This is a genomic window from Pseudomonas sp. RA_105y_Pfl2_P56 (assembly GCF_963970845.1).
GTDB lineage: Bacteria > Pseudomonadota > Gammaproteobacteria > Pseudomonadales > Pseudomonadaceae > Aquipseudomonas > Aquipseudomonas baetica_A.
Window position 1 is genome coordinate 1 of record NZ_CAXAPL010000051.1, and the last position, 23573, is coordinate 23573.

At 57.8% G+C, this 23573-nt stretch carries 29 protein-coding genes and 3 tRNA genes; 17 read left to right on the forward strand and 15 right to left on the reverse strand.

Translation table 11 applies throughout. The features are described 5' to 3' along the window. Nucleotides 1-156: 156 nt before the first annotated feature. Nucleotides 157-996, reverse strand: a complete 840-nt coding sequence (gene galU, locus AACY11_RS25085; protein ID WP_105345983.1) for a UTP--glucose-1-phosphate uridylyltransferase GalU — start codon at nt 994-996, stop codon at nt 157-159. Between the two features lie 257 nt (nt 997-1253). Between galU and AACY11_RS25090 the strand changes: the two genes are divergently transcribed. Continuing rightward, the gene (locus AACY11_RS25090; RefSeq protein ID WP_339433174.1) at nt 1254-1439 is read left to right on the forward strand and encodes a hypothetical protein; all 186 of its coding nucleotides are present in this window, start codon (nt 1254-1256) and stop codon (nt 1437-1439) included. Between the two features lie 138 nt (nt 1440-1577). Further along, the gene (locus AACY11_RS25095) at nt 1578-1865 is read left to right on the forward strand and encodes a hypothetical protein (protein WP_339433173.1); all 288 of its coding nucleotides are present in this window, start codon (nt 1578-1580) and stop codon (nt 1863-1865) included. A 3-nt stretch (nt 1866-1868) separates the two neighbouring features. On the opposite strand, the gene AACY11_RS25100 is transcribed toward AACY11_RS25095, so the two are convergent. After that, the gene (locus tag AACY11_RS25100) at nt 1869-2099 is read right to left on the reverse strand and encodes a hypothetical protein (protein WP_150602362.1); all 231 of its coding nucleotides are present in this window, start codon (nt 2097-2099) and stop codon (nt 1869-1871) included. A 71-nt stretch (nt 2100-2170) separates the two neighbouring features. After that, a complete protein-coding gene (locus AACY11_RS25105; RefSeq protein WP_221729749.1) occupies nt 2171-2527 on the reverse strand; it encodes a hypothetical protein in 357 nt (118 codons plus the stop codon). A gap of 210 nt (nt 2528-2737) precedes the next feature. Between AACY11_RS25105 and AACY11_RS25110 the strand changes: the two genes are divergently transcribed. The 4 genes from AACY11_RS25110 to ada all read left to right on the forward strand — a co-directional run bounded on the left by AACY11_RS25110 (nt 2738) and on the right by ada (nt 5112). Then, nucleotides 2738-3040, forward strand: coding sequence for a DUF1883 domain-containing protein (locus AACY11_RS25110; RefSeq protein WP_007946189.1), 303 nt, complete (start codon nt 2738-2740; stop codon nt 3038-3040). A 28-nt stretch (nt 3041-3068) separates the two neighbouring features. Further along, on the forward strand, nt 3069-3242 hold the full coding sequence (locus AACY11_RS25115; protein ID WP_339433172.1) for a hypothetical protein: 174 nt from the start codon (nt 3069-3071) through the stop codon (nt 3240-3242). 49 nt (nt 3243-3291) lie between these two features. Further along, nucleotides 3292-3957: a DNA oxidative demethylase AlkB gene (gene alkB / locus AACY11_RS25120; protein WP_339495987.1), complete on the forward strand. Its 666-nt coding sequence runs from the start codon at nt 3292-3294 to the stop codon at nt 3955-3957. 87 nt (nt 3958-4044) lie between these two features. Next, nucleotides 4045-5112, forward strand: a complete 1068-nt coding sequence (ada, locus tag AACY11_RS25125) for a bifunctional DNA-binding transcriptional regulator/O6-methylguanine-DNA methyltransferase Ada (RefSeq protein WP_339433171.1) — start codon at nt 4045-4047, stop codon at nt 5110-5112. Here ada and acuI read toward each other — a convergent pair. Further along, a complete protein-coding gene (gene acuI / locus AACY11_RS25130; RefSeq protein ID WP_339433170.1) occupies nt 5109-6092 on the reverse strand; it encodes an acrylyl-CoA reductase (NADPH) in 984 nt (327 codons plus the stop codon). The genes ada and acuI overlap by 4 nt on opposite strands. Before the next feature lie 218 nt (nt 6093-6310). On the opposite strand from acuI, the gene AACY11_RS25135 reads away from it, so the two are divergent. The 9 genes from AACY11_RS25135 (at nt 6311) to AACY11_RS25175 (ending at nt 14154) form a co-directional block, all read left to right on the forward strand. Continuing rightward, nucleotides 6311-7375 (forward strand): NAD(P)H-dependent flavin oxidoreductase, encoded by a 1065-nt coding sequence (locus tag AACY11_RS25135; RefSeq protein WP_339465907.1) that lies wholly within the window; start codon nt 6311-6313, stop codon nt 7373-7375. Between the two features lie 155 nt (nt 7376-7530). After that, nucleotides 7531-8298: a molybdate ABC transporter substrate-binding protein gene (gene modA, locus AACY11_RS25140; protein WP_339433168.1), complete on the forward strand. Its 768-nt coding sequence runs from the start codon at nt 7531-7533 to the stop codon at nt 8296-8298. After that, the gene (modB, locus tag AACY11_RS25145; protein WP_339433167.1) at nt 8299-8979 is read left to right on the forward strand and encodes a molybdate ABC transporter permease subunit; all 681 of its coding nucleotides are present in this window, start codon (nt 8299-8301) and stop codon (nt 8977-8979) included. Between the two features lie 3 nt (nt 8980-8982). After that, the gene (modC, locus tag AACY11_RS25150) at nt 8983-10062 is read left to right on the forward strand and encodes a molybdenum ABC transporter ATP-binding protein (protein WP_339495970.1); all 1080 of its coding nucleotides are present in this window, start codon (nt 8983-8985) and stop codon (nt 10060-10062) included. Between the two features lie 71 nt (nt 10063-10133). Continuing rightward, nucleotides 10134-11171 carry a DNA topoisomerase IB gene (locus AACY11_RS25155; protein ID WP_339495971.1) on the forward strand — a complete coding sequence of 346 codons (1038 nt, stop codon included), beginning with the start codon at nt 10134-10136 and terminating at the stop codon, nt 11169-11171. A 145-nt stretch (nt 11172-11316) separates the two neighbouring features. Next, complete coding sequence (locus AACY11_RS25160) at nt 11317-12954, forward strand: ABC-F family ATP-binding cassette domain-containing protein (RefSeq protein ID WP_339495972.1); 1638 nt, start codon at nt 11317-11319, stop codon at nt 12952-12954. 71 nt (nt 12955-13025) lie between these two features. Next, nucleotides 13026-13256: a hypothetical protein gene (locus AACY11_RS25165; protein WP_339495974.1), complete on the forward strand. Its 231-nt coding sequence runs from the start codon at nt 13026-13028 to the stop codon at nt 13254-13256. 121 nt (nt 13257-13377) lie between these two features. Then, nucleotides 13378-13608 carry a hypothetical protein gene (locus tag AACY11_RS25170; protein WP_221729737.1) on the forward strand — a complete coding sequence of 77 codons (231 nt, stop codon included), beginning with the start codon at nt 13378-13380 and terminating at the stop codon, nt 13606-13608. A 261-nt stretch (nt 13609-13869) separates the two neighbouring features. Next, complete coding sequence (locus AACY11_RS25175) at nt 13870-14154, forward strand: hypothetical protein (RefSeq protein WP_221729736.1); 285 nt, start codon at nt 13870-13872, stop codon at nt 14152-14154. 107 nt (nt 14155-14261) lie between these two features. Here the strand turns inward: AACY11_RS25175 and AACY11_RS25180 are convergent, their stop codons facing one another. The 11 genes from AACY11_RS25180 to AACY11_RS25230 all read right to left on the reverse strand — a co-directional run bounded on the left by AACY11_RS25180 (nt 14262) and on the right by AACY11_RS25230 (nt 21862). After that, nucleotides 14262-15251, reverse strand: coding sequence for a FimD/PapC N-terminal domain-containing protein (locus tag AACY11_RS25180; protein WP_339495976.1), 990 nt, complete (start codon nt 15249-15251; stop codon nt 14262-14264). A 75-nt stretch (nt 15252-15326) separates the two neighbouring features. Further along, nucleotides 15327-16067, reverse strand: coding sequence for a fimbrial biogenesis chaperone (locus AACY11_RS25185; protein WP_339495978.1), 741 nt, complete (start codon nt 16065-16067; stop codon nt 15327-15329). A gap of 92 nt (nt 16068-16159) precedes the next feature. Continuing rightward, on the reverse strand, nt 16160-16549 hold the full coding sequence (locus AACY11_RS25190; protein ID WP_339433160.1) for a fimbrial protein: 390 nt from the start codon (nt 16547-16549) through the stop codon (nt 16160-16162). Nucleotides 16550-16967: 418 nt separating this feature from the next. Then, nucleotides 16968-17054: transfer RNA gene (locus AACY11_RS25195), tRNA-Leu, on the reverse strand. A 164-nt stretch (nt 17055-17218) separates the two neighbouring features. After that, a tRNA-Cys gene (locus AACY11_RS25200) sits at nt 17219-17292 on the reverse strand. A 44-nt stretch (nt 17293-17336) separates the two neighbouring features. Further along, a tRNA-Gly gene (locus tag AACY11_RS25205) sits at nt 17337-17412 on the reverse strand. A gap of 60 nt (nt 17413-17472) precedes the next feature. Next, nucleotides 17473-18033, reverse strand: a complete 561-nt coding sequence (pgsA, locus tag AACY11_RS25210; protein WP_221729659.1) for a CDP-diacylglycerol--glycerol-3-phosphate 3-phosphatidyltransferase — start codon at nt 18031-18033, stop codon at nt 17473-17475. 32 nt (nt 18034-18065) lie between these two features. After that, on the reverse strand, nt 18066-19889 hold the full coding sequence (gene uvrC / locus AACY11_RS25215) for an excinuclease ABC subunit UvrC (protein ID WP_339495979.1): 1824 nt from the start codon (nt 19887-19889) through the stop codon (nt 18066-18068). Nucleotides 19890-19891: 2 nt separating this feature from the next. After that, a complete protein-coding gene (gacA, locus tag AACY11_RS25220) occupies nt 19892-20533 on the reverse strand; it encodes a response regulator transcription factor GacA (RefSeq protein ID WP_016984198.1) in 642 nt (213 codons plus the stop codon). Nucleotides 20534-20660: 127 nt separating this feature from the next. After that, nucleotides 20661-21104, reverse strand: a complete 444-nt coding sequence (locus AACY11_RS25225) for a GNAT family N-acetyltransferase (protein ID WP_339465919.1) — start codon at nt 21102-21104, stop codon at nt 20661-20663. Then, nucleotides 21101-21862 (reverse strand): carbon-nitrogen hydrolase family protein, encoded by a 762-nt coding sequence (locus AACY11_RS25230; protein ID WP_339433157.1) that lies wholly within the window; start codon nt 21860-21862, stop codon nt 21101-21103. The genes AACY11_RS25225 and AACY11_RS25230 overlap by 4 nt, the downstream gene beginning before the upstream one ends. A 160-nt stretch (nt 21863-22022) precedes the next feature. Here AACY11_RS25230 and AACY11_RS25235 point away from each other — a divergent pair, with 160 nt between their 5' ends. Further along, complete coding sequence (locus tag AACY11_RS25235; RefSeq protein WP_339495980.1) at nt 22023-22151, forward strand: hypothetical protein; 129 nt, start codon at nt 22023-22025, stop codon at nt 22149-22151. 334 nt (nt 22152-22485) lie between these two features. Next, complete coding sequence (locus tag AACY11_RS25240; protein ID WP_339495981.1) at nt 22486-23559, forward strand: 3-deoxy-7-phosphoheptulonate synthase; 1074 nt, start codon at nt 22486-22488, stop codon at nt 23557-23559. The last annotated feature ends 14 nt before the right edge of the window (nt 23560-23573 follow it).

Here is a 23573-nt window from a genome sequence, read left to right on the forward strand (position 1 = left end):
GGCTGGTCTGGCTGCGAGACTCTCCTTGGATGTAAGCCATAACGAAAAATGCTCCGTATCTTTCGATACGGAGCATTTTCATTGAGCGCTGCGCAGATTGCTAGGTTTTCACACAGTCTGCGAAGGTGCCGTTTTCATGTCTAGCCAGCCGAACAATCAGTAAGCCTTGCCAGTCTTGTAGAAGTTTTCAAAGCAGAAGTTCGTCGCGTCGATGTAGCCCTCAGCGCCACCGCAGTCGAAACGCTTGCCTTTGAACTTGTAGGCCATTACGCAGCCGTTCTGGGCTTGTTTCATCAAAGCATCGGTGATCTGAATTTCGCCACCCTTGCCTGGCTCGGTTTGCTCGATCAGGTCGAAGATGTCCGGAGTCAGGATGTAACGACCGATGATCGCCAGGTTCGACGGAGCGTCTTCCGGCTTTGGCTTCTCGACCATGCTGTGAACGCGGTAGATGTCGTCGCGAATCATCTCGCCGGAGATCACGCCGTACTTGTTGGTTTCTTGCGGATCGACTTCCTGGATGGCCACGATCGAGCAGCGGAACTGCTTGTACAACTTGACCATCTGGGTCAGTACGCCGTCGCCTTCAAGGTTGACACACAGGTCGTCCGCCAGCACCACGGCAAACGGTTCGTCGCCAATCAGCGGGCGACCGGTGAGGATCGCGTGGCCCAGGCCTTTCATTTCGGTCTGACGAGTGTAGGAGAACGAGCACTCGTCCAGCAATTTGCGGATGCCGACCAGGTATTTTTCCTTGTCGGTGCCTTTGATCTGGTTTTCCAGCTCGTAACTGATGTCGAAGTGGTCTTCCAGAGCGCGCTTGCCACGACCGGTAACGATCGAAATTTCCGTCAGGCCAGCGTCCAGAGCTTCTTCAACGCCGTACTGGATCAGTGGCTTGTTTACCACCGGCAGCATTTCTTTAGGCATGGCTTTAGTCGCTGGCAGGAAGCGAGTACCGTAACCGGCTGCTGGGAACAAGCATTTCTTGATCATATAAGTCCTTGAAAGGGCTGTGTGTACGAGTTTCGGCGCAGTCTAATCAGGCGGCGTGCACCTTACAATGCCCCGCACTGGCTAACCGATGCCATCATAGAGAAATATTCTCGCCGATAGTTCCATCGGCATCTTGCGTAGCCAGATCAGCGTAGCTCAAAGATGCCGACAAGCCGAATCACCATACGCTCATCGCCCCCCAATGCGAGCATTTGCCGGTATCATGGCGCCTTTGAACCAGCGAACGAGACAGATAGATGGCCGCGGTAAAAATCATCAACGGGTACGTGATCGACAAGAAAGACGGCAAGTGGAATCTGACCACCACCAATGGCGAACACATCGCTGGGCCTTTCGACAGTGAACAACTGGCGACTGATGTCGCGTCGGTGTTCACGGACACTCCCGCATCGGCGAAGCGCCGTGGCAAAGATCAGGACTGATCTGCTGCGCCCTCCCCCGGAGCCCTGCCCTTGCGCAGGGCTTTTTTGTGCTCGCCTGCAAACAAGTGGCCTATCGCTATAACCTTTTCATACCAGCGCTGTCAGAGCGTCTAGTCCCCCTCGTTAAAGACGACAAATATGAACCTGAACAGCTTTTTGCCACTGATTGCGGTACTGGCCCTGACCGGTTGTGCCACCTCCCAAACCACTTACCTGAACAACGGCGAACAGGGCCTGACCATCGAGTGCTCCGGCGAAGCCAATTCCTGGGCCACTTGCTATGAAAAGGCCGATGCCTCCTGTGCGGGCACCGGGTATCGCATCGTCGGTACGGACGGCACGCCAGCTTCGAAGGAAAGCGACAAGACATTGGGTATCGATGTCGGCAACTACAAAAACCGCAGCGTGGTAGTGGTCTGCAAATAGACCTTACATGTGGATTTCGGCGAACTTGATCCCGAGTCCGCGTACAACTTCGATCAGATCGTCAAGCCGATTGAAAGACTCGACTTCGTCGTTATCGTCCACCAGGAAATAACTGCGCCCAGCGCTTTTCTTGAAAAACACGATCCACTCGCCCGAATTCGCCGGGTTCTGAATTACATGGGTGGCAGAGATCAGGCCCTCTGCGTGGCGCTCTCGTACTTGCTCTCGCTTCATCGCAACTCCAGAAATGAAAATGCCGTCACAGCATGACTGTGACGGCATTGATGCTGATGACCCGTAGTCTATCAGCCGGAAATACACGCGTTGGCAGCGTTACGCACATCACGTGGGCGCACGGGTACATTGGACATGCGCTCGTGCAGCTTGATGCTGCTGCCGCCGGAGCGATCTTCGATGTCAAACACGGCCGCCGCGCCCGTGGACAATTTCCCGGGAACGATGACTCGAACCCCATCCTTGTGCGCCTGCACTTGCAGCGCGCCACGGCTATCGGCCAGTTTTTCGGCCAGGCATTGAGCGTACTCATGGGGCTTCTTGCCGGAGATCACGCTCATGGTCGGCAGTGTTTCATTGATTTCGGAAACACTTGCGCAACCACCTACAGCCAAAACCAACGGCAGACACACCACACCCCACTTCATACAAAACCTCCGTTAAAGACCGTCCGACAGCACAAATGCCGTTTTTCTCCGAGGTCTCTTGCATTTAACCCGCATCCAATCGCGAATATGTGTTCAAAATTGTCAATCCAACGTCCGACGGCCAGATAATAACCCGTGCGGGCTGATAAACTGCGCCCATTAACAAGCTATCGTTTTGATTTTGTAGAAAAAGCCCTTCCGGAGGCGCCCATGAAATTTATTCACCAGCGCGAGCACCTCAACGAAGACGACATCGTCGTCATCCAATGCTCGCAAACCTGCAACATCCGTCTGATGAACGACGCCAACTTTCGCAGCTTTAAAAATGGTGGTCGCCACACCTATCACGGCGGCGCTTTCGACACCTTCCCGGCCCGCATTACGGCGCCGAGCACCGGTTTCTGGAACATCACCATCGACACCGTCAACCGTCGCCCAATCAGCGTTACCCGCAAGCCGACGCTGACTCACTCGATCAAGATCATCCGCCGCTCCAGCACCAAACTCAGCTGAGCTGCCCCACCCTTTCAGGCAGGTAAACATGACCGTGGCCCAAACGACCAAATACGTCATCAAGTACAAACTCAACGGTGAGCGGCGCTTCGAGTTCGCTCAACTGGAAAACGGTACAGAAGAAGAAGCCAAGGCAGCGCTGAGTGCAATTCACGACCAGGCTGACGTAGTCAGCGATATCGCCGTCAGCAAAGCGCTGTAACCTTTCGCCAGAATTCGACCGCTAGCGTCCACGACACTTTGTGACCCGCATGCAACCGAGCCATTTTGATCTATTCGCCGATCACGAACCTGAGCAGCAACCCCGCGCCGAGCAGATCGGCGAGCAATCGTGGTTGCTGCGTGGGTTTGCCCTGCCCATAGTCGATCAACTGTTACCGGTATTGGCCGCGATTCTGGCGGCAGCGCCATTGCGCCACATGGTCACACCGGGCGGTTTCAGCATGTCGGTGGGCACCAGCAGTTGCGGGCACCTGGGCTGGATCACCGATCGCAGCGGCTATCGCTATTCAAGCGTCGACCCACTCAGCGGCCAGCCCTGGCCGGACATGCCCTTGATATTGTCCGACCTTGCGCACTGCGCCGCCGAGCGTGCGGGATTTGCCGACTTTTACCCGGACTCCTGCCTGATCAACCAATATGTCCCCGGCGCCAAGATGTCATTGCATCAAGACAAAGACGAAAGAGCCTACGCTGCGCCGATCGTTTCTTTGTCGCTAGGGTTGCCGGCCATGTTTCTATTCGGCGGTTTCAACCGTAACGACAGGAGCCGGCGAATCCCTCTGCTGCACGGTGATATGGTGATCTGGGGTGGCGTTGATCGATTGCGCTTTCACGGTGTATTGCCGATCAAGCACGGCCAGCATCCACAGTTGGGTGAGCAGCGCATCAATCTGACCTTTCGACTCGCCGGCTGATCGTTGAGAATTTGACCGCAAGGCTCGGAGTGTTGGGGTTGGCGACTGCGGTTAATCTGAATCAAACAGGTCAACGGACTATCGATCATGGAAACGCTCTCGCCCCGTCCCACCACTGAAGACGATCCACGCTGGGCTGCTGTCGTTGCGCGCAATCCACAAGCGGACGGACAATTTGTCTACGCGGTGAAAACGACGGGCATCTATTGCCGCCCAAGCAGCCATGCGCGATTGCCCAAGCCGCAGAATGTCGAGTTTTTCGATACTGCGCAGCAAGCTGAAGCCGCCGGTTATCGCCCCAGTAAGCGCGCAAGTAAAGATCAGAGCGAAGTGAGCGCGCAGCACGCCGCCACAGTCGCGGCGGCCTGTCGGCAAATCGAGTGCGCCGAAACCTTGCCCGCGCTCAACGAACTGGCGAAGACAGCGGGACTGAGCCCGTTTCATTTCCATCGAGTATTCAAAGCTGCAACAGGTTTGACGCCCAAGGACTACGCCGCCGCCCATCGTTCACGCAAAGTACGTGAGCGTCTGTCCAATGGTGGCTCGGTGACCGATGCGCTTTACGATGCGGGCTTCAACTCCAACAGCCGCTTTTATGAATCCGCCGATCAATTGCTGGGAATGAAACCGGCTGACTACCGTGCCGCCGGGCAGAATAACGACATTCGTTTCGCCGTTGGCCAATGCTCGCTTGGGGCGATTCTGGTGGCGCAAAGCGAGCGCGGAGTTTGCGCCATTCTATTGGGCGATGATCCGCACCAACTGGTGTGCGATCTGCAAGACAAGTTTCGCAAGGCGAACCTGATCGGCGCCGATGCTGGATTTGAACAGTTGATCGCCAAAGTCGTGGGGTTTATCGAAGCCCCGGCGATTGGTCTGGATCTGCCGCTGGACGTGCGCGGCACGGCGTTTCAGGAACGTGTATGGCAGGCGTTGCGGGAAATTCCGGTCGGCAGCACCGCCAGTTACGCCGATATTGCCCAGCGCATCGGCGCGCCGACCTCCATGCGCGCCGTCGCTCAGGCGTGCGGCGCGAATCGCTTGGCCGTGGCGATCCCTTGCCACCGCGTGGTGCGCAGCGATGGCAATCTTTCGGGCTATCGCTGGGGTGTCGAGCGCAAACGCCAATTGCTTGAGCGTGAAACGCAATCCTAGCGATTGACGTCGACTACAACCCGGCCGCGAAGCTGTCCGGCGAGCAATTTGGGCGCCGCATCGATGGCTTCGCTCAAGGCGATTTCATGGCTGATCAAGGGCAGCAAGGCAAAGTCCAGATCCTTGGCCAGGCGATCCCATGCTTCCAGTCGACGCGCTTTGGGCTGGGTCACACTGTTGATGCCGGCCAGGGTCACACCGCGCAAAATGAACGGTGCCACCGAGGCCGGAAAGTCCATACCCTGGGCCAAACCGCACGCAGCGACCGTGCCTTCAGAGCGCGTGCTGGCGCAGGCATTCGCCAATGTGTGGCTGCCGACCGAGTCGATCACTCCCGCCCAACGCTCCTTGGCCAGTGGTTTGCCCGGCTCGGACAGGGTTGCACGGTCGATGATTTCGCTTGCGCCTAACTGTTTCAGATATTCGTGCTCAGACACCCGCCCCGTGGACGCCACCACCTGATAACCGAGCTTGCTCAGCAACGCGATAGCAAAACTGCCAACGCCACCATTGGCGCCAGTGACCAGCACCTCGCCCTGCTGCGGCGTCACGCCGTTACGCTCCAGCGCCATAATGCACAACATTGCCGTGTAACCTGCCGTGCCAATGGCCATGGCTTGCGCGGCGCTAAAGGCTTTGGGCAACGGAATCAGCCAATCCCCCTTGAGTCGCGCTTTCTGCGCCAGTCCGCCCCAATGGCCTTCGCCCACCCCCCAGCCATTGAGCAGTACCTGATCGCCCACTTTATAGTCCGGGTGCGAACTGAACTCGACCGTGCCTGCCAGATCGATACCCGGCACCATCGGGAACTTGCGCACCACCGGGCCGTTGCCGGTGATCGCCAGCCCGTCCTTGAAATTGAGCGTGCTGTACGCAACGTTTACGGTCACATCGCCTTCGGGCAAGTGCTCTTCGTTGATCTGCTGCAGGTTGGCGCGATAACCGCTGTCGTCTTTGTCGATCAGAATACCGTTGAACATGATGGCCTCTCATGGATGGATTTAGGGTTGTCGTAGCCTTCAAATACCACATCTCGGAGCGTTGCCACACACGACTTTCTGCCAATTCGCGCATCGGTCACCACCCGCGCTGAGCGACTGCGCTGCGCGATGTTCTGAATTTCAGAGTGGCCCTGAGTCCGGTTTTGCTGTTAAAAAAACCGGCCTTGCCCCGTTTCATCGTTCGGAGAGCCGTGCCCATGAGCCAATGGCCAGATACCCGCATTATCAATTTGCTCGGCACTGCATGGCCGATCATCCAAGGCCCGATGGCCGGCGCCACGAATTCATCCATGGTGATCGCCGTGTGCAACGCCGGTGGCCTTGGCTCGATGCCAGCGGCAATGCTGAGCATTGAGCAATTGCGTGAAGCGCTGAAAACGATTCGCCAGCACACCGACAAACCTTTCAACGTGAATTTCTTCTGTCATCAGCCACCCGCCGTCGATGAGCAACGCGCGCGCGACTGGAAGCACCGGCTGGAGCCGTACTACCGCGAACTGGGCGTCGACTTCGATGCGCCAACACCGGTGTCCAACCGGGCGCCGTTCGATGCGGCAGCGTGCGAAGTGCTGGAGGAGTTCCGGCCTGAGGTGGTGAGCTTCCACTTTGGCCTGCCGGAAAAATCCTTGCTGGATCGGGTGAAAGCCACCGGGGCGAAAATACTGTCTTCGGCCACCACCGTCGATGAAGCCCTCTGGCTGGAGCAGAACGGTTGTGACGCGATCATCGCCATGGGCTACGAGGCCGGTGGACATCGCGGGATGTTTCTCAGCGAAGATCTGAACACCCAGGTCGGCACCTTCGCCCTGGTGCCGCAGGTGGTCGACGCGGTGAAGGTGCCGGTGATTGCCGCCGGTGGGATCGCCGACGCTCGTGGCGTGGCGGCGGCGTTTATGCTGGGCGCATCTGCGGTTCAGGTGGGCACCGCGTACCTGTTTACCCCGGAAGCTAACGTCAGCGCCGCGCATCACAGGGCTCTGCGCACCGCCAAAGAAAGCGAAACCGCCGTCACCAACATTTTTACCGGGCGCCCGGCCCGCGGCATTCTCAACCGCGTCATGCGTGAACTGGGGCCGATGTCGCCCACAGCGCCAGCCTTTCCGTTGGCCGGTGGTGCACTGATGCCACTGCGGGCCAAAGATGAGGCGCAGTTCGCCAACCTCTGGGCTGGCCAGGCTTTTACTCTGGGGCAGGACGTCAGCAGTGCCGAACTGACTCGGCAACTCGCCGAAGGGGCGTTGACCAAACTGGCTCATCGGTGAAGAAGATCAGGGTGATGAACGCAAGTCCTCACCCTGTTTTTCACCTGCACTTTCCGTTTGGCGGCAATTCGCTATATATTTCGCTATATAGCGTTTTTACTCATTGCAACGGCGCAATAGCTACCCTCTGCACACGCCTACAACGGAGCTGTTACATGATCACTCGTGCCTCACGTTTAGTCCCTGCCTGCCTGGCCTCTTTGCTCGCGGTTTTCGCCATCGGCGCAGTCCAGGCTGATGAAGTCCAGGTTGCCGTCGCCGCCAACTTCACCGCGCCGATCAAGGCCATTGCCGCCGACTTCGAAAAAGACACCGGGCACAAACTGGTCGCCGCCTACGGCGCTACAGGCCAGCTCTACACTCAGATCAAGAACGGCGCTCCCTTCGAAGTGTTCCTCTCGGCGGACGACACCACACCGGAAAAACTTGAGAACGAAGGCGAAATCGTCAAGGGATCGCGCTTCACTTATGCCATCGGCACACTCGCGCTGTGGTCGGCCAAAGAAGGATATGTCGACGCCAAAGGCGATGTGCTGAAGAACAACGAATACCAGCATCTGTCCATCGCCAACCCCAAAACGGCACCCTATGGCCTCGCCGCTACACAAGTGTTGGCAACGTTGAAACTGGGCGAAGCCACCCAGGCCAAGATCGTTGAAGGCCAGAACATTACTCAGGCTTACCAGTTCGTCTCCACGGGTAATGCCGAACTGGGCTTCGTTGCGCTGTCACAGATCTACAAGGACGGCAAAGTCAGCAGCGGTTCAGCGTGGATTGTTCCGGCCACCATGCACGACCCGATCAAACAGGACGCAGTGATCTTGAACAAAGGCAAAAACAACGCTGCCGCCCAAGCCCTGGTTGACTACCTCAAAGGCCCGAAAGCCGCCGCGATCATCAGATCGTACGGTTATCAGCTCTAAATGTCGCTCTCGAGTGCCGACTTCGCGGCGATCTGGCTGACCCTGAAACTGGCGTCCCTGACCACCGCGATCCTGCTGGTTGTCGGCACTCCGATTGCCCTGTGGTTGTCGCGCACCCGTTCGTGGCTGCGCGGCCCGATCGGAGCAATCGTCGCCCTGCCCCTTGTGCTGCCGCCGACCGTGATCGGCTTCTATCTGCTATTGCTGATGGGGCCGCACGGTGTTGTCGGCCAGTTCACCCAATGGCTAGGGCTCGGCACGCTGACGTTCAGTTTCACGGGGCTGGTGATCGGTTCGGTGATCTACTCCATGCCGTTCGTGGTGCAACCGTTGCAAAACGCGTTCTGCGCCATTGGCACTCGCCCGCTGGAAGTAGCCGCGACCTTGCGTGCTAATCCGTGGGACACTTTTTTCAGCGTGATTGTGCCGCTGGCCCGCCCCGGCTTTATCACCGCGGCGATCCTCGGCTTCGCACATACCGTCGGTGAGTTCGGCGTCGTGCTGATGATTGGCGGCAACATCCCCGACAAGACTCGCGTGGTCTCGGTGCAAATCTACGACCACGTCGAAGCGATGGAATACGCCCAGGCCCACTGGCTGGCCGGCGCGATGCTGGTGTTCTCGTTTCTGGTGTTGCTGGCGCTCTATTCCAGCCGCAAAACCCGCGCTGGCTGGAGCTGATCGATGATTGATGCACGCCTGAAAGTCGCTTATCCCGGCTTCAATCTGGACGTCGACCTGCATTTGCCGGGGCGCGGCGTCACCGCGCTGTACGGTCATTCCGGCTCGGGCAAAACCACCTGCCTGCGCTGCATCGCCGGGCTGGAACGTGCAGAGCAAGGCTTCATCCGCATCAACGACGAAGTCTGGCACGACAGCGACAACGGCATTTTCGTGGCGCCGCACAAACGCGCACTGGGTTATGTGTTTCAAGAGGCCAGCCTGTTTCCACACCTGTCGGTGCAGGCCAATCTGCAATTTGGTCTCAAGCGCATCGCCAAATCCGCACGCCGGGTCGACATGGCACAAGCCACCGAACTGCTGGGTATCGGCCACTTGCTTGGGCGTCATCCGCAGCATTTATCGGGCGGCGAACGCCAGCGCGTCGGTATCGCCCGTGCGCTGCTGACCAGTCCGAAACTGCTGCTGATGGACGAACCACTCGCCGCGCTCGACAGCCAACGCAAAAGCGAAATCCTGCCCTACCTGCAACGCCTGCACGACGAACTGGATATTCCGGTGCTGTACGTCAGTCATGCGCAGGACGAGGTTGCGCGCCTGGCCGATCACTTGGTATTGCTCAGCGACGGCAAGGCATTGGCCAGCGGCCCGATCGGGGAAACGCTCGCTCGCCTGGACTTGCCGATGGCGATGGGCGATGACGCAGGCGTGATCATTGAAGGGCTGGTCAGCGCCTACGATGCGCAATATCAGTTGCTCAGCCTGCAACTGCCGGCGACCGATATGAGCATTCGCGTAGCACACGCACCAATGGCCATCGGCCAAGCCCTGCGCTGCAAGGTGCACGCGCGCGACATCAGCCTGGCCCTGCAAAACAGCGAGTTCAGCAGCATTCTCAATCGGCTGCCGGTGACCGTGGTCAGCGAGCTGGCCGCAGACAACACCGCCCATGTGCTCATCCGTCTCGAGGCTGGGGGCACTGCGTTAGTGGCGCGCATTACGCGATTTTCCCGGGATCAATTGGGCGTGCATCCGGGCCAGCAGCTCTGGGCGCAGATCAAAGCGGTCGCCGTACTCGCGTAAATCATTGGCACGACGGCTTCAGTGCGCGGTCAATCGTTTTACCGACCGCTGCGCCATCCAAGGAAGCTGCCATGCCCGATACCGAGTTGACCGACGCTCTGCCCTGCGACCTGCATTACGTCGACGACACACAGCCCGGCATCACCCGCAAAAAACTGCGCGCCAGGTTCAGCTATTTCGAGCCCTCGGGCCAGCGCATCACCGATCCCGATGAGATCAAGCGCCTCAACGCCCTCGCCGTGCCGCCAGCCTATACCGATGTGTGGATCTGCCCTGACCCGCGCGGCCATTTGCAAGCTACCGGTCGTGATGCCCGGGGTCGCAAGCAATACCGCTATCACCCGCGCTGGCGTAAAGTGCGCGATGCCGACAAATACTCGCGGCTGCGTGAGTTCGGCCTGGCACTGCCAAAACTGCGCAAACAACTGGAAGCGCTGTTGGCCGCTCCCGGCTTCAGCCGCGACAAGGTCATGGCCACCGTGATCACGTTGCTCGACGCAACGTTGATCCGGGTCGGCAACACGCAGTACGCCCGGGACAATCGCTCCTACGGTTTGACCACCCTGCGCAGTCGCCATGTCGAGGTCAACGGCAACGCGATCCTGTTCCAGTTTCGCGGCAAGAGCGGCATCGAACACCAGATCACCGTCAAGGACAGACGCCTGGCACGCGTCATCAAGCGCTGCCTGGAGATTCCCGGGCAAAACCTGTTTCAGTATCTGGATGAGCAGGGCGAACGGCACACCGTGAGTTCCTCCGACGTCAACGCGTACCTGCAAACCCTGACCGGCGCCGAGTTCACCGCCAAGGACTACCGCACCTGGGCAGGCAGTGCCTTGGCATTGGCGGTGTTACGCGAGCTGCAATGGGAGTCAGAAACCGAAGCGAAACGGCATGTCGTGGAGATGGTGAAAGGCGTCGCCAAACAGTTGGGCAACACCCCGGCGGTGTGCCGCAAGTGTTACATCCATCCCGCTGTGGTGGAAAAATTCATGCTCGGCGCTCTCGCTGAACTGCCGCGCCCACGCGTGCGCAAGGGCTTGCGAACCGAGGAAGTAGCGTTGGCGATGTTTCTCGAACGAATGGGCGATATGACGCACGCAACTTGATCGACTGGGCAGCGTCATCTAGGCTATCGACCTCTCCATTTCTCAGGACGACCGCAGACGTGAACAACCAGGCCTTCTAAAAATGTAAGCGCGGCACGCCGTTCTCGGCGTTTGTCAGTTTTCACTACATTTTTTGGAGGTGCCGATGGCTCACGTCTCGCGTACGTCTGCACTCGTCTCCCTGAATCAACTGAATTTTCAGTTCGCCAATGGCGAGATGATTTTTAACGCACTGAATTTGCAATTCGATCATCTGCCGACCGCCGTCGTCGGGCGCAACGGTGTCGGCAAAAGCGTGCTCGCGCGGCTGATTGCCGGGCAGCTAGAGCCTACCGCCGGCAACGTGACGCGTTCAGTTTCGGTGCGCTACGTCCCTCAAACCTTCACCTCCAGGCCCGGTCAGACTATTGCCGATGCTACGGGCACAGCGCGAGCACTCGCAGCACTGGTGCGACTCGAGCAGGGCAGCGCCAGTGCCGAGGATTTTGACCTCATCGGCGAAGGGTGGGATCTGCCGGAGCGCTTGCGTCAGCGACTTGATGAGGCCGGGCTGCCCAACATCGGCACGTACGATCTGACTGACAATCTCAGCGGTGGCCAGCAAGCCCGGATCGCGCTGATCGGCGCGCTGTTGAGTCAGGCGCAATTGTTGGTGCTGGACGAACCGACCAATCATCTCGACCACGCGGGCCGGCAATGGCTGATGCGTGAACTCGAACGCTGGCGCGGTGGCTTGATTGTCGTCAGCCATGACCGGCAATTACTCGAGCAGATGCGGCGAATCGTCGAAGTCACACCAGTCGGTGTGACAACCTTCAGCGGCAACTATTCAGCGTATTCCGAACAGCGTCGAGTGCATCAAGCAGCCGCGCAAGCACAGCTTGATCAAGCTCGAAACGAACGCCAGCGCGAGCGTTCTCGGCTGCGGCATGAGCACGACACGATCCAGCGTCATGCCGCTTGCAGCCGTCGCCATGCGCAAACTGCCAACATGGCGAGCTTCGAGCGAAGTGCGGCGAAGGCGGCTGCGAGGGAAATCATGGGGCGTGTACGGGCCGGTCATCTGTTACGGAAATCCGAACTGGATACCAGAGTGCGTGACGCCTACACGAACGTTGCGCCCGACGACGGTATTCTGATCCATTTGCCGGGGAGCGCTGTTCCGAGTACTCGCCAGATCTGCACACTCGTCGAGGCCTGCTTGCCGTGGCTGCCGGTCGATGCGCCTTCAACCTGGCTGAACCTGAGCCTCCACGGGCCGATGCGCGTTGCCGTCAGCGGTCCAAACGGGTGTGGCAAATCCATCCTGCTGAAAGTGCTCGCCGGTGAGTTAACACCTGAGTTCGGTGACTGCACCACCCACGTGCCTAGCGCCTTCCTCGATCAACACCTGACGCAGCTGGATAATCGCATGAGCATTGTTGAGCAGCTCAAAGCGCAGCGAACACCCTTGGACGAGGGCACCTTGCGCAGCTACCTGGCGCACCTGCAATTGAACGCGCAGTGTGTCACCCGCCCCTGTGCCTCACTCAGTGGCGGTGAGCGCCTGAAAGCGGCCCTTGCATTGGCACTGTGGCGCCAGACGCCCGCGCAATTGCTGCTGCTCGATGAGCCAACCAACCATCTCGATCTGCCCTGCGTAGAAGCCTTCGAACAAGCCTTAAAGACCTTTCCCGGCTCAATTGTCGCGATTTCCCACGACCAAGCGTTTCTCCGAGCGTTAAACCCCACTCATTGGCTGACCTGGGGGCCCACAGGTTGGCGCTGGCAACCGACGAGCTGAACTGTCTATTTTTTGCACGATAGCCAAGGCCTTCTATAGTTGATGTGACACGAATCAGCTGCGGTGACGCCATGGAAGACATTTTCGTCGTGAAGCGCTGCAACAAGATCATCATTCACGGTCGACGCGCCGAAGACAGCCAGCATGATCCAGCCGAAGCCTTGGGCTGGTTTCGCATCTGCGATACGCGCACAGGCGGCTTCATCGGTGATGGCTACGACGCCGAGGAGGACGCACGGCGCGAATGCAAGCGGCTCAATGCAGTCAGTTCGCCCATACCGGCCCGACAGTCTTCGGCCTGATGCTGATCAAATGCGGGTCTATACTGAAACCTGCTGAAGGAGCAGCGCCCCAATGGCAGAAAGCTCGCAACTCGCGGGCTTTTTGCTGCCGCTCAGCGGTTTCATAGAACGGAGGTGTTTCATGTCCGAAAAAGAGTCCATCACCACCCTCCTCACCCTGCTCGACGCCCGGCAAGCACGCCTCGCAGCGGCTTGCAAAGAGATCGCCGACTGGGTCGATCACCAAGGCGGACACCCGACCGCGCTGCGCATCCGTGATCGCCTGAACGATATCGAAAAGGACGCGCCGCTGATTCGCAACACGCTGTCGGCGCTCAAGCCAATCGATCGGCCACTGCCTCGATTCAAATAGCGCCAGCAGTCATTGTTTCGGGCCTTATCAGCGGTGGCACATGCCTCACAGGATTGTCGCCTGCCCGGTATTTACGGGCCTGCGGCGCTCGCGCTTACTTTTCACATCGCCATCACATCAGTACGCTTAAAGTGAAATCACTCCTTTAGTACACACCTCTCTCACCCGCCCGCATGCGGGTGTTTTTTTGTCTGCTGCAGTCACCGAACGGCACCGGCTGTGGGCTGTCATAAACTGTACATGTCACGAAGGAGACGGCTCATGGTTATCCACTTCAACGTCGACGGGCATCTGGCCTGCGGTCATAAAGGTAAACATCTCACTGCGAGTCGAGAACTCAATCGAGTGAAGTGCCGTAGTTGCCGTAACACCGATGCCTACAAACAGGCCAGAAAAGACCACCGCAATGCGGCTCGACGCACTGCACGCCAAGCAAAAGCCTCCCACGGCGCAGCAAACTGGCGTGCGGAATGGATTGAGCGTCTGACAGCGATAGCAGGACTCCAGCGATTGCCTCGCGGATTTGCCGGGCAGGCATTCGTTTAGAGCGGCATAAAAAAACGGACTGATAAATATCAGCCCGTTTTTTACGGTGGTTATATAGAAGAGCGTTTTTTTTGTTTTGGCCGCACGGCCAACCAATAGCCTTTGGCTTAACGGTAAGTAACCGAAAAACTTGCATAGCCGTTTGCGCTGCCCGGTGTGGGCGTAGCCCCCTCTGCGGTCTGGATATATCGCGCCTTAAGCGGCGCTACCCCGGCGCGATAGAAATCGGCGCCCAACAGGCCACCATATAAGGTCAGATCGAACGGCAAGCCGTAAGCCAGTGAGGCCTGTGCAAACGGGATGCTGTCGAACACATCACCGGGCGTAAAACTCTCCCCCAGCGTCAAGGTGCCCTTGATCCAGGTCAGATCACGTTGCGCGTAGGTGTTGCCGCGCTGCCAATCACGCTCGCCGTCCTGATCCTGACGGAACGAAGGCCTGGAACGAAAGCGCCATTCCCCCAGGTTAAAACCACCGTTGCCGTAAAGGTTGTATTGGTTGCTGTTGCCACGAGCGTCACTTTGCGTCTGCGCAGCCGAGAGCTGATAGTTGAGCATACCGGCAGTGATCCCGCGATCCCATTCCTGAGGAGCAACATAACCAGCGGCATCGCGGCGCAAGGCGATCTGCGGCACGCTGATGTCCAACGCCAAGCGGTTGGCATCGAAACTCACTGACGCGCCCTCAATCAGCGCAGCCAGATCGATGCAATCGCTCAGTGCTTTTCCAGGCGTTTGGAACGCGTCCAGTTTGACCCCAAGCTCGGTCAAGAAGCCGGCCGTCAGACACGCACGCACTTGAGCGCTCTGCTCATCCTTGACGAAGGTGATGTCACGTCGGTCGAAAAAGCTCTGATTCAAGCGAACGACCACCGGATAGGTGCCCGGCCCAATGCTACCGCTGTTGGCGACGGCGTCCAGATCAAGGTTCGGACCAGCATGGGTGCCGCCAAATGACTGCATGAAGCTGGAGTCAAATTTCGCCGGCTCGTTAGCGTGCACCCACCCTGGCACCAACGCCGCCAGGATGGCGACGGACAACCGCAGCGGAGTAAAAGGCACAGACAGGCAGTCAAGATTCGGGGCATGGGTTCGCATGACAATACTCAATACGCTGCCGCCACTCGGCCGAGGCAGCGTGCAGAGACATTCGCAAGGAAAAGGACGAGAGCGTTATGGGGCGCTGGTCAGGGTCACTGTCTGAGGTGGGCTGTAACCGCCGTAATCGTTGATCGCAGAGAACATCACCTCCCCGCTGCGACCACTGAAACCCGGCAGCGGATAGCGCTGACTACTCATAGGGGCGACCATTTTCGGTTCGTTGACTTCGACGAAATGTGTACCCGCAACGACTTTCACACCGAAAAACGAGACATGGAACGCCGAAGGGTTTTCAACCACCAGCACAGGCTTTCCCTGCACTTGCGTGAGGCTCCAGCGCAGACGGTCAAGGGCGTCCAGCGGATTACCCTTGAGGTCGGCTGGTCGATAGAACAACTTGATCCGAGTACGCATAGCAATTTTCAGGGTGTTTTCGTCAGCGTTGCCGGCGACCGGAATTTCCTGGGCATTGAAATAGAACACCGATTCGCGATCCTTCGGCAGGTCGCCCGGGACCTTCTGAACCCTGACCATTTGCTCTTTGCGAGGGTCCAGACGAAACAGTGGCGGCGTCGCTACAAACGGTGTCGGCGTGGTGTTGTCGTCCGCTTCGGTGTTGATCCAGGTTTGCACCGCGTAAGGTTGAGATGTCGTGTTACTGACGCTGATGGAGGCATCACGCTTGTTGCCATCAAAGACGATTCGCGTGCCACCGAGCATCACACCGGCCTGGCTGATGCCACTGAGCAGCATGCTGCTTAACAAAAGGCTCGCTATCGCAGTCGTCTTGAAAGGGAAAACAAAATTTTGCATTTTGGTCATCCTCTTGTCGCTACGACCGTCGCGGCCGTAGCGAGGGGAAGGACAGCCAGAGCGCAGCGCCACTGGCTGTGCATCGACGGAACCTACTGGTAGTCGACGGTAAACGCAGCTTTGGCATTGGCCGGACCCGAGGTCGCGACGCCGGTAGCGATGTAGTTGGCGGTGAAGCGCAGTGGCTGAGTCAAATCCAGATAAGGAGAAGACTCCAGACCCAGTTGCAGGTCCTTGCCGGAGGCATCCTTGATCTGCACGGCAACGTTGGTAGCAACGCCAGCCTCCGGAACCAGACCGAGCCATTGCCCGCTCGCGCCAGCGTTACCGCTTAGGGACAGGAACTTGACCACAGCTTTTTTGCCAGCCACGTTGCAGCCAGGTGCCGTGGTGTTGATTTCACCATCAGCCGCCATTGCCGCCTGCGAGGCTGCACCGAGAACCAGAGCGAGAGTCAAACCTTTGAGGGCAAACTTTTTCATGATCACATCCAAATAATTGAGAAGTGTCTGCAAGCCTTCTCTCGGCCTTCAGACGGATCGACGGAGCCTGCCCGACGTCGGGTCAAGGCGTTTCGTCTGGGGCAATTATCGAGACACGGGGAGGATGCTGATGTAGGAGTTTTCCGTGCACTTGTAGGAATATTCCTAGCGGCGTCATCTCTCGTTTTTGCGAGGCGACTTCGGATGCGGAACTTTGCAGGAAGCAGGAAGCAGGAAGCAGGAAGCAGCGCAAGCTACCACTTGGACATATCGCCATGGCGATGAAGGATGATTACATCGGGGAACGGCTCAGAGCGAAAGTCATCACGAACTGGCACAGCGCGGAGCAGACTTCAAATTGCGGAGCGCAAACGATAAAGGCCTGCATGAGAAATCTCATGCAGGCCTTTGATATTCATGGTGCCCGAAGCCGGAATCGAACCGGCACGCCCTTACGAGCGGGGGATTTTAAGTCCCATGCGTCTACCAGTTTCGCCATTCGGGCGGTAGCGCGGTGTAGCTGATCTCTGCTCGTACAGCAGAGGGGGAAATATATACATCACTCCCCGGTGAAGCAAGTTCGCAAACACGAAATTCAAGACTAAATCTTGCCGCGGATTGCAAATAAAAAAGCTCCGTAAATCATGGATCTACGGAGCTTGTTTATAGTGGAGGCCGAGGTCGGAATCGAACCGGCGTAGGTGGATTTGCAATCCACTGCATAACCATTTTGCTACTCGGCCTCAAAGCATTTGCTGTCAGCAGCGAACAACAAACACGTACAAATTGGAGCGGGAAACGAGACTCGAACTCGCGACCCCGACCTTGGCAAGGTCGTGCTCTACCAACTGAGCTATTCCCGCTTGGTGATGCGCATTCTATAGAATTAAGAAGCTTCGTCAACCCCTTGATTCAAAAAAGTTTTATTTCTTTTCAACATCCGTCTTCAGGTGCGGCCAGGCGGCACGAAGGTATTGAATCATCGACCACAGCGTCAAGCCTGCGGACACCAACAGCAAGACGTAACCCAGAATGACCCAGAAGCTGAAGTCCTTGGGATTGGCCAGCAGGATCACCAACGCGAGCATTTGCGCGGCGGTTTTCCATTTGCCCAGGTTCGAAACTGCGACATGAGCGCGAGCACCGAGTTCGGCCATCCACTCACGCAGAGCAGAAACGACAATCTCGCGACCAATGATCACGGCGGCGGGCAGCGTGAGCCACAGATTGCCATGTTCTTGCACCAACAGCACCAGAGCCACCGCGACCATGAGTTTGTCAGCAACCGGATCCAGGAACGCTCCGAACGGAGTGCTTTGTTCCAGGCGGCGGGCCAGGTAACCATCCAGCCAGTCCGTCGCTGCCGCGAAGGCAAACACCGAGGCGGAGGCCATGTAACTCCATTCGTAAGGCAAATAAAACAGCAAAATAAAGATCGGGATAAGCAGGACGCGTAAAACGGTAATCAGATTAGGGATATTCATCGGCACAACTGGCTACGAGGTGAAGGGGCATTCTACTCGCTATGCAGGTTTGCATAAATCGACTCTGCGAGCTTTTTACTGATCCCCGGGGCTTTGGCGATCTCTTCGATGCTTGCACGAGACAGCTCCTGCAATCCACCAAAATGTTTCAATAAGTCGCGACGCCGGGTCGGTCCTACGCCGGCAACGCCTTCCAGGGTTGACGTACGGCGGGTTTTGCCGCGGCGAGCTCGGTGTCCGGTAATTGCGAAACGGTGGGCCTCATCGCGGATCTGCTGAATCAGGTGCAGCGCCGGCGAGTCGCCGCGTAGAGTGAACTCGTGCGCGGCATCATTCAGATACAACGTTTCGAAACCAGCCTTGCGAGTTGCGCCTTTGGCAACACCGAGCAAAATCAGGTCCGGCACGGCCAACTCGTTGAGGACGTCACGGGCCATCGATAACTGGCCTTTACCACCGTCGACCAACAAGATGTCCGGCAGCTTGCCCTCGCCATCCTTGAGTTTGCTGAAGCGTCGCGTCAAGGCCTGGTGCATGGCGGCATAGTCGTCACCCGCCGTGACGCCTTCAATGTTGTAGCGGCGGTAATCCGATTTGATCGCGCCTTCCGGGCCAAAGACCACACAGGAGGCGACCGTTGCCTCACCGCTGGAATGACTGATGTCGTAGCACTCCAGGCGCTGCGGAGGCTCATCGAGGTTTAACACTTGCGCCAGCGCTTCAAAACGCGCTGCCGTATGTTGACGATTGGCCAGACGCGCGCCCAACGCCTGCTCTGCGTTGGTAACGGCCAGTTGCTGCCAGCGCGCTCGGGTGCCACGCACCCTGTGGCTGATGGCCAATTCGCGGCCACGCAATCCATGAATCGCCTCGATCAGCGTCGGAAAATCGTCGTGCACCACGTTCACGATCAGCTCGCTCGGCAAATCGCGCTCCGGGCTACTGATGAAGTATTGCCCGAGAAACGCTGCCATCACTTCAGAAACGTCCTCTTCGATCCCCACTTGCGGGAAGAAATTCTTGCTGCCTAACACGCGTCCGCCACGGACACTGATCAAATGCACGCAAGCGCCGCCCGGGTTGACGAAGGCGGCGATGACATCGATATCGCCCGTACCGCCTTCCATGCTCTGCTGATCCTGAACCCGACGCAGCAAAGCGATCTGATCACGCAACTCGGCAGCACGCTCGAATTCAAGATTGATCGCAGCCTCCTCCATCGCCGCAGACAGCTCATTGGTCAGCGCATGACTGCGCCCTTCGAGAAACATTACCGAGTGACGCACGTCCTGAGCATAGACATCAGGCTCAACCAGCCCGACACACGGCGCCTTGCAGCGCTTGATCTGATATTGCAGACACGGCCGGGTGCGGTTCTTGTAGTAGCTGTCTTCACATTGACGAACAAAAAACGTCTTTTGCAGCAAGCTCAGACTTTCGCGTATTGCACCGGCACTCGGATAAGGACCGAAATACTTGCCCTTGGCCTTTTTCGCCCCGCGATGGATGCTCAGACGCGGGAACTGTCCGTCAGACAGAAAGACATAAGGATAGGATTTGTCGTCGCGCAACAGGATGTTGTACGGCGGCCGCCACTCCTTGATCAGGGTCTGCTCAAGCAACAGCGCTTCAGTTTCGTTGGCGGTGATGGTCGTTTCGACCTGAGCAATACGCCCGACCAGCGCAGCCGTTTTTGGCGCCAGACCCGTTTTGCGAAAGTAGCTCGCCAGACGTTTCTTGAGGTTCTTGGCCTTGCCTACGTAGAGCAGACGCGCATCGCTGTCGAACATGCGATAGACGCCGGGGCGCCCACTGACGGTCGACAGAAAGGCGCCGGAATCGAATGTTTCAGTCATGGTCAGAGGCTGGCATCGACCATGCCGTGACGAACCGCCAACAGCGTCAACTCGACATCGCTGCTGATCGAAAGCTTCTCGAAAATGCGATAGCGATAGGTGTTCACGGTTTTCGGCGACAGACACAATTTGTCGGAAATGATCTGTACTTTCTGACAGCCAACAATCATCAACGCAATCTGAATCTCGCGCTCGGACAAGGCGTCGAAAGGCGAATCATTGGACGGCTGAAAGGATTTGATCGCCAATTGCTGTGCAATTTGCGGGCTGATATAGCGCTGGCCGGCAAAAACCAGGCGAATGGCCTGCACCATTTCCGGCAGCCCCGCGCCCTTGGTCAGATAACCCGCAGCGCCGGCCTGCAGCAATCGTGTAGGAAAAGGATCCTCTTCACACACCGTAACCGCGACCACCTTGATGTCAGGATGACTGCGCAGCAGTTTGCGCGTGGCTTCGAGGCCGCCGATGCCAGGCATCTTGACGTCCATCAGAACCACATCGGGCTTCAACTCTCGGGCCTTGATCAGGGATTCTTCCCCGGACTCGGCTTGGCCAACCACCTGCAGACCATCAATATCGGCCAGCATTCGTGTAATGCCTGTACGAACGAGATCATGGTCATCGACCACTAGCACCCTAATCAAGCAGACACCTCGCGATATGGTCTTATTGGGATGCCGGACACCTTAGCAAAAAGTGTCCGACAGACCTAGCGGCAAGCATCATTAAAAAAGTTTCAATTCATCATAGAAGGCTTGCCGGACATGGGTTTCAGAGCACAGGTGTACTGATATCCAACTGCATGCGCAGAAAACACTCGTCTTCGCCTTGTACTCGCAGTCCTTTTCTCTGATACAAATTTTTCGCTGGATTATTTTCAAACACCGTCAGGCGCAAAGCCGGACGCTTTTCTTGACGGGCCATGCCAATAACCTGATCAATTGCCCAGGAACCCGCGCCCCTCCCCTGAAAGGCTTCAGCAATTTGCAATTCGCGAATATACAGGGCCCGCGCATCCCGGCTGAGGCTGAAAAATCCTGCAGGTGTATCAGCCACTAATATCAGCCAGTTCTCGCGCCCCGACCAGGCCACGTCAAACGCTTCGTCCTGCCACAACAGGTCATGGTGAATGTAATAGCGCAGCATGTTCTGACAAGTGAGATTTCGCGAAAACGCCAGGTTCTCTGAAGTCGCACGCCTGAGCTGGAATGTCATTGAGCCTCCGAAATGGCAACGACCTGACCCCGCCATTCACCTGCATCGCGACGGGCAACCACCAGAAGATCACCCGCCCCCGGCGCCGAAACAATCAGCGAACCCTCCTCGGACCAGATCGCGCTTCGCCCTGCTGACTGCCATCCGCCGGTGAGGCCGCCGTGGTTGGCCATCAACACAGCCATCTTGTGTTGCCTGGCATAACCCGCAAGCAGCGCGGTGTCTGCTACATAACCTTTCTCACTGATCAAGACACCCGCAGCGTAAAGATTCGCGCCTCGATCAGCGGCCGCTGCGGCATGACTGGCATGAGAGAAGTCGGCGCAGACCGCCAGCGCAACCGTATCCTTGCCAATGCTCAAGGCCGGCCCTCCGTGGCCGGGAACGAAGACAATCTCCTCACCCGAGTGCAGATGTTGTTTGCTGTACACCTCAAGCGAGCCATCGGCACCCAGGACCAGCGCACCGATCAATACCGCCGAACGCCCTTCCAGCCGTATTGGCATACCGACGACAGTCGTGATGCCGAGCTTTCGGGCCAAATACCGTAACGGCTCGAGCACAGAGTCTTGCGGGTCAATGGCCAACGCAGCCGCTTTTTCCCCTTCATAGCCGGTCAGCGATAATTCAGGGCACACCAGCAATTCGACGCCCTGCTGCGCCGCGGCCTCGATAAAACGCCTGTGACGGGCAATGTTTGCGCCAAGATCCCCCTTTATCGACGTTATCTGGGCGGCAGCAATGGTGAGTGTCGACATGGTTCGTCATTCTTCCTTGGTCATCAGGCGAAACGCGGAGTGTGTCACAACCCTTGCAGCACTCAAGCGATAGGCGTTTTGTGAGTGATGCGATAGCATTTTCTGATTGATATGGCGTATCGGCCTCTAGTAAGCTCGGCGCATTCATCGGAGACAAACCATGTTCAACGCCCTCTTACAGCTTCGTACCGCCAGCGCCCTGCGCTCGGTTGTGGCTGCCCAGGCGAAAGACGTTTGCGCTTCGGTCAGCTTTTATTTTGGGTATTGGTTTAGCCACTGGCGCGCCTGATACCCACCGGCGCCCATGAAAACGGGTCGCCTACCAGAGATTTCTCAACCCCCGGTCGGCTCCCCGACCGGGGGTTTTGTTTTTTCAGGCCCAAACTTTTTCAGCAACGAACCAGACACTTTGAGGATTCACGAAATGAACTACGCCACTTATTACCGTTACGACAGCTTTAGCGCCTGGCGATTTACCAGCCTCCGCTCGGGACAGCCTGCCGCCTCCGATCGGTCACCAACAGGTGGCAAACACGCACACGTAGCCAATCCGGCCAATTGTCGAACACCCCAGTAGGGCCGAGCGAGCGGGAAGAACCGCCGCCAGCCCAGGAAGAACACATATGAACTCGTCCGTTTCTGCTCTGCCACTGTCACTCGATTCTGCCAACGAAGCGCTGACGCTGCGCCTGCCCAGTTCGTTGCAACTCAAACAGCAATTGCCCCTGAGCAATGCCTTGAGCCGACAGGTCGCCGCCCACCGCCAGGCGGTTCGCGCGATCCTCAATGGTAAAGACCAGCGCCTGTTGGTCATCGTAGGCCCCTGCTCTATCCACGACCCTGAGTCCGCCATTGAATATGCGGGCAAACTCGCCCGACTGGCTGAAGATGTCAGCGACGAGATGCTGCTGGTGATGCGTGCGTACGTCGAGAAGCCGCGCACTACTGTCGGCTGGAAAGGCCTGGCTTACGATCCGCACCTGGATGGCAGTGACGACATGGCCGGCGGCCTGACGATGTCCCGCACACTGATGCTGGAAATGATCAGCCTCGGCTTGCCCGTAGCGACCGAACTGTTACAGCCCATGGCGGCAGGATACTTCGACGACCTGCTCGGTTGGGTTGCCATTGGCGCACGAACGACGGAATCACAAATCCATCGCGAGATGGCCAGCGGCTTGAGCATGCCGGTAGGCTTCAAGAATGGCACCGACGGTGGCGCAGCCGTTGCTGTGGATGCCATGCGCTCGGCAGCCCATCCACATCGCCACTTTGGGGTCGACAGCCAGGGGCATCCGGCGATTATTCAGACGCCCGGCAACCCGGATACCCATTTGGTGTTACGCGGTGGCCATCAGGGGCCTAACTACGATCGCGATAGCGTGGCAAGCATTCACGCCGACCTGAAACGTTTGAATATTCCGAGCCGGATCATGATCGATTGCAGTCACGCCAACAGTGGCAAGGATCCGCTGCGTCAACCAGCCGTCTTCAACGAAGTATTTGAACAACGCTTGCACGGCGATCGCTCCCTGATCGGTATGATGCTGGAGTCTCATCTGTTCGAAGGCTGTCAGCCGCTGAGTGGATCGCTGCGCTACGGCGTTTCGATCACCGATGGCTGCCTCGGTTTCAGCGCCACGGAACGATTGCTGCTTGATGCCGCTCGGCGTCTTGGCGCCAAAGCCAGAGCGTGATTGCAAACCTGCCC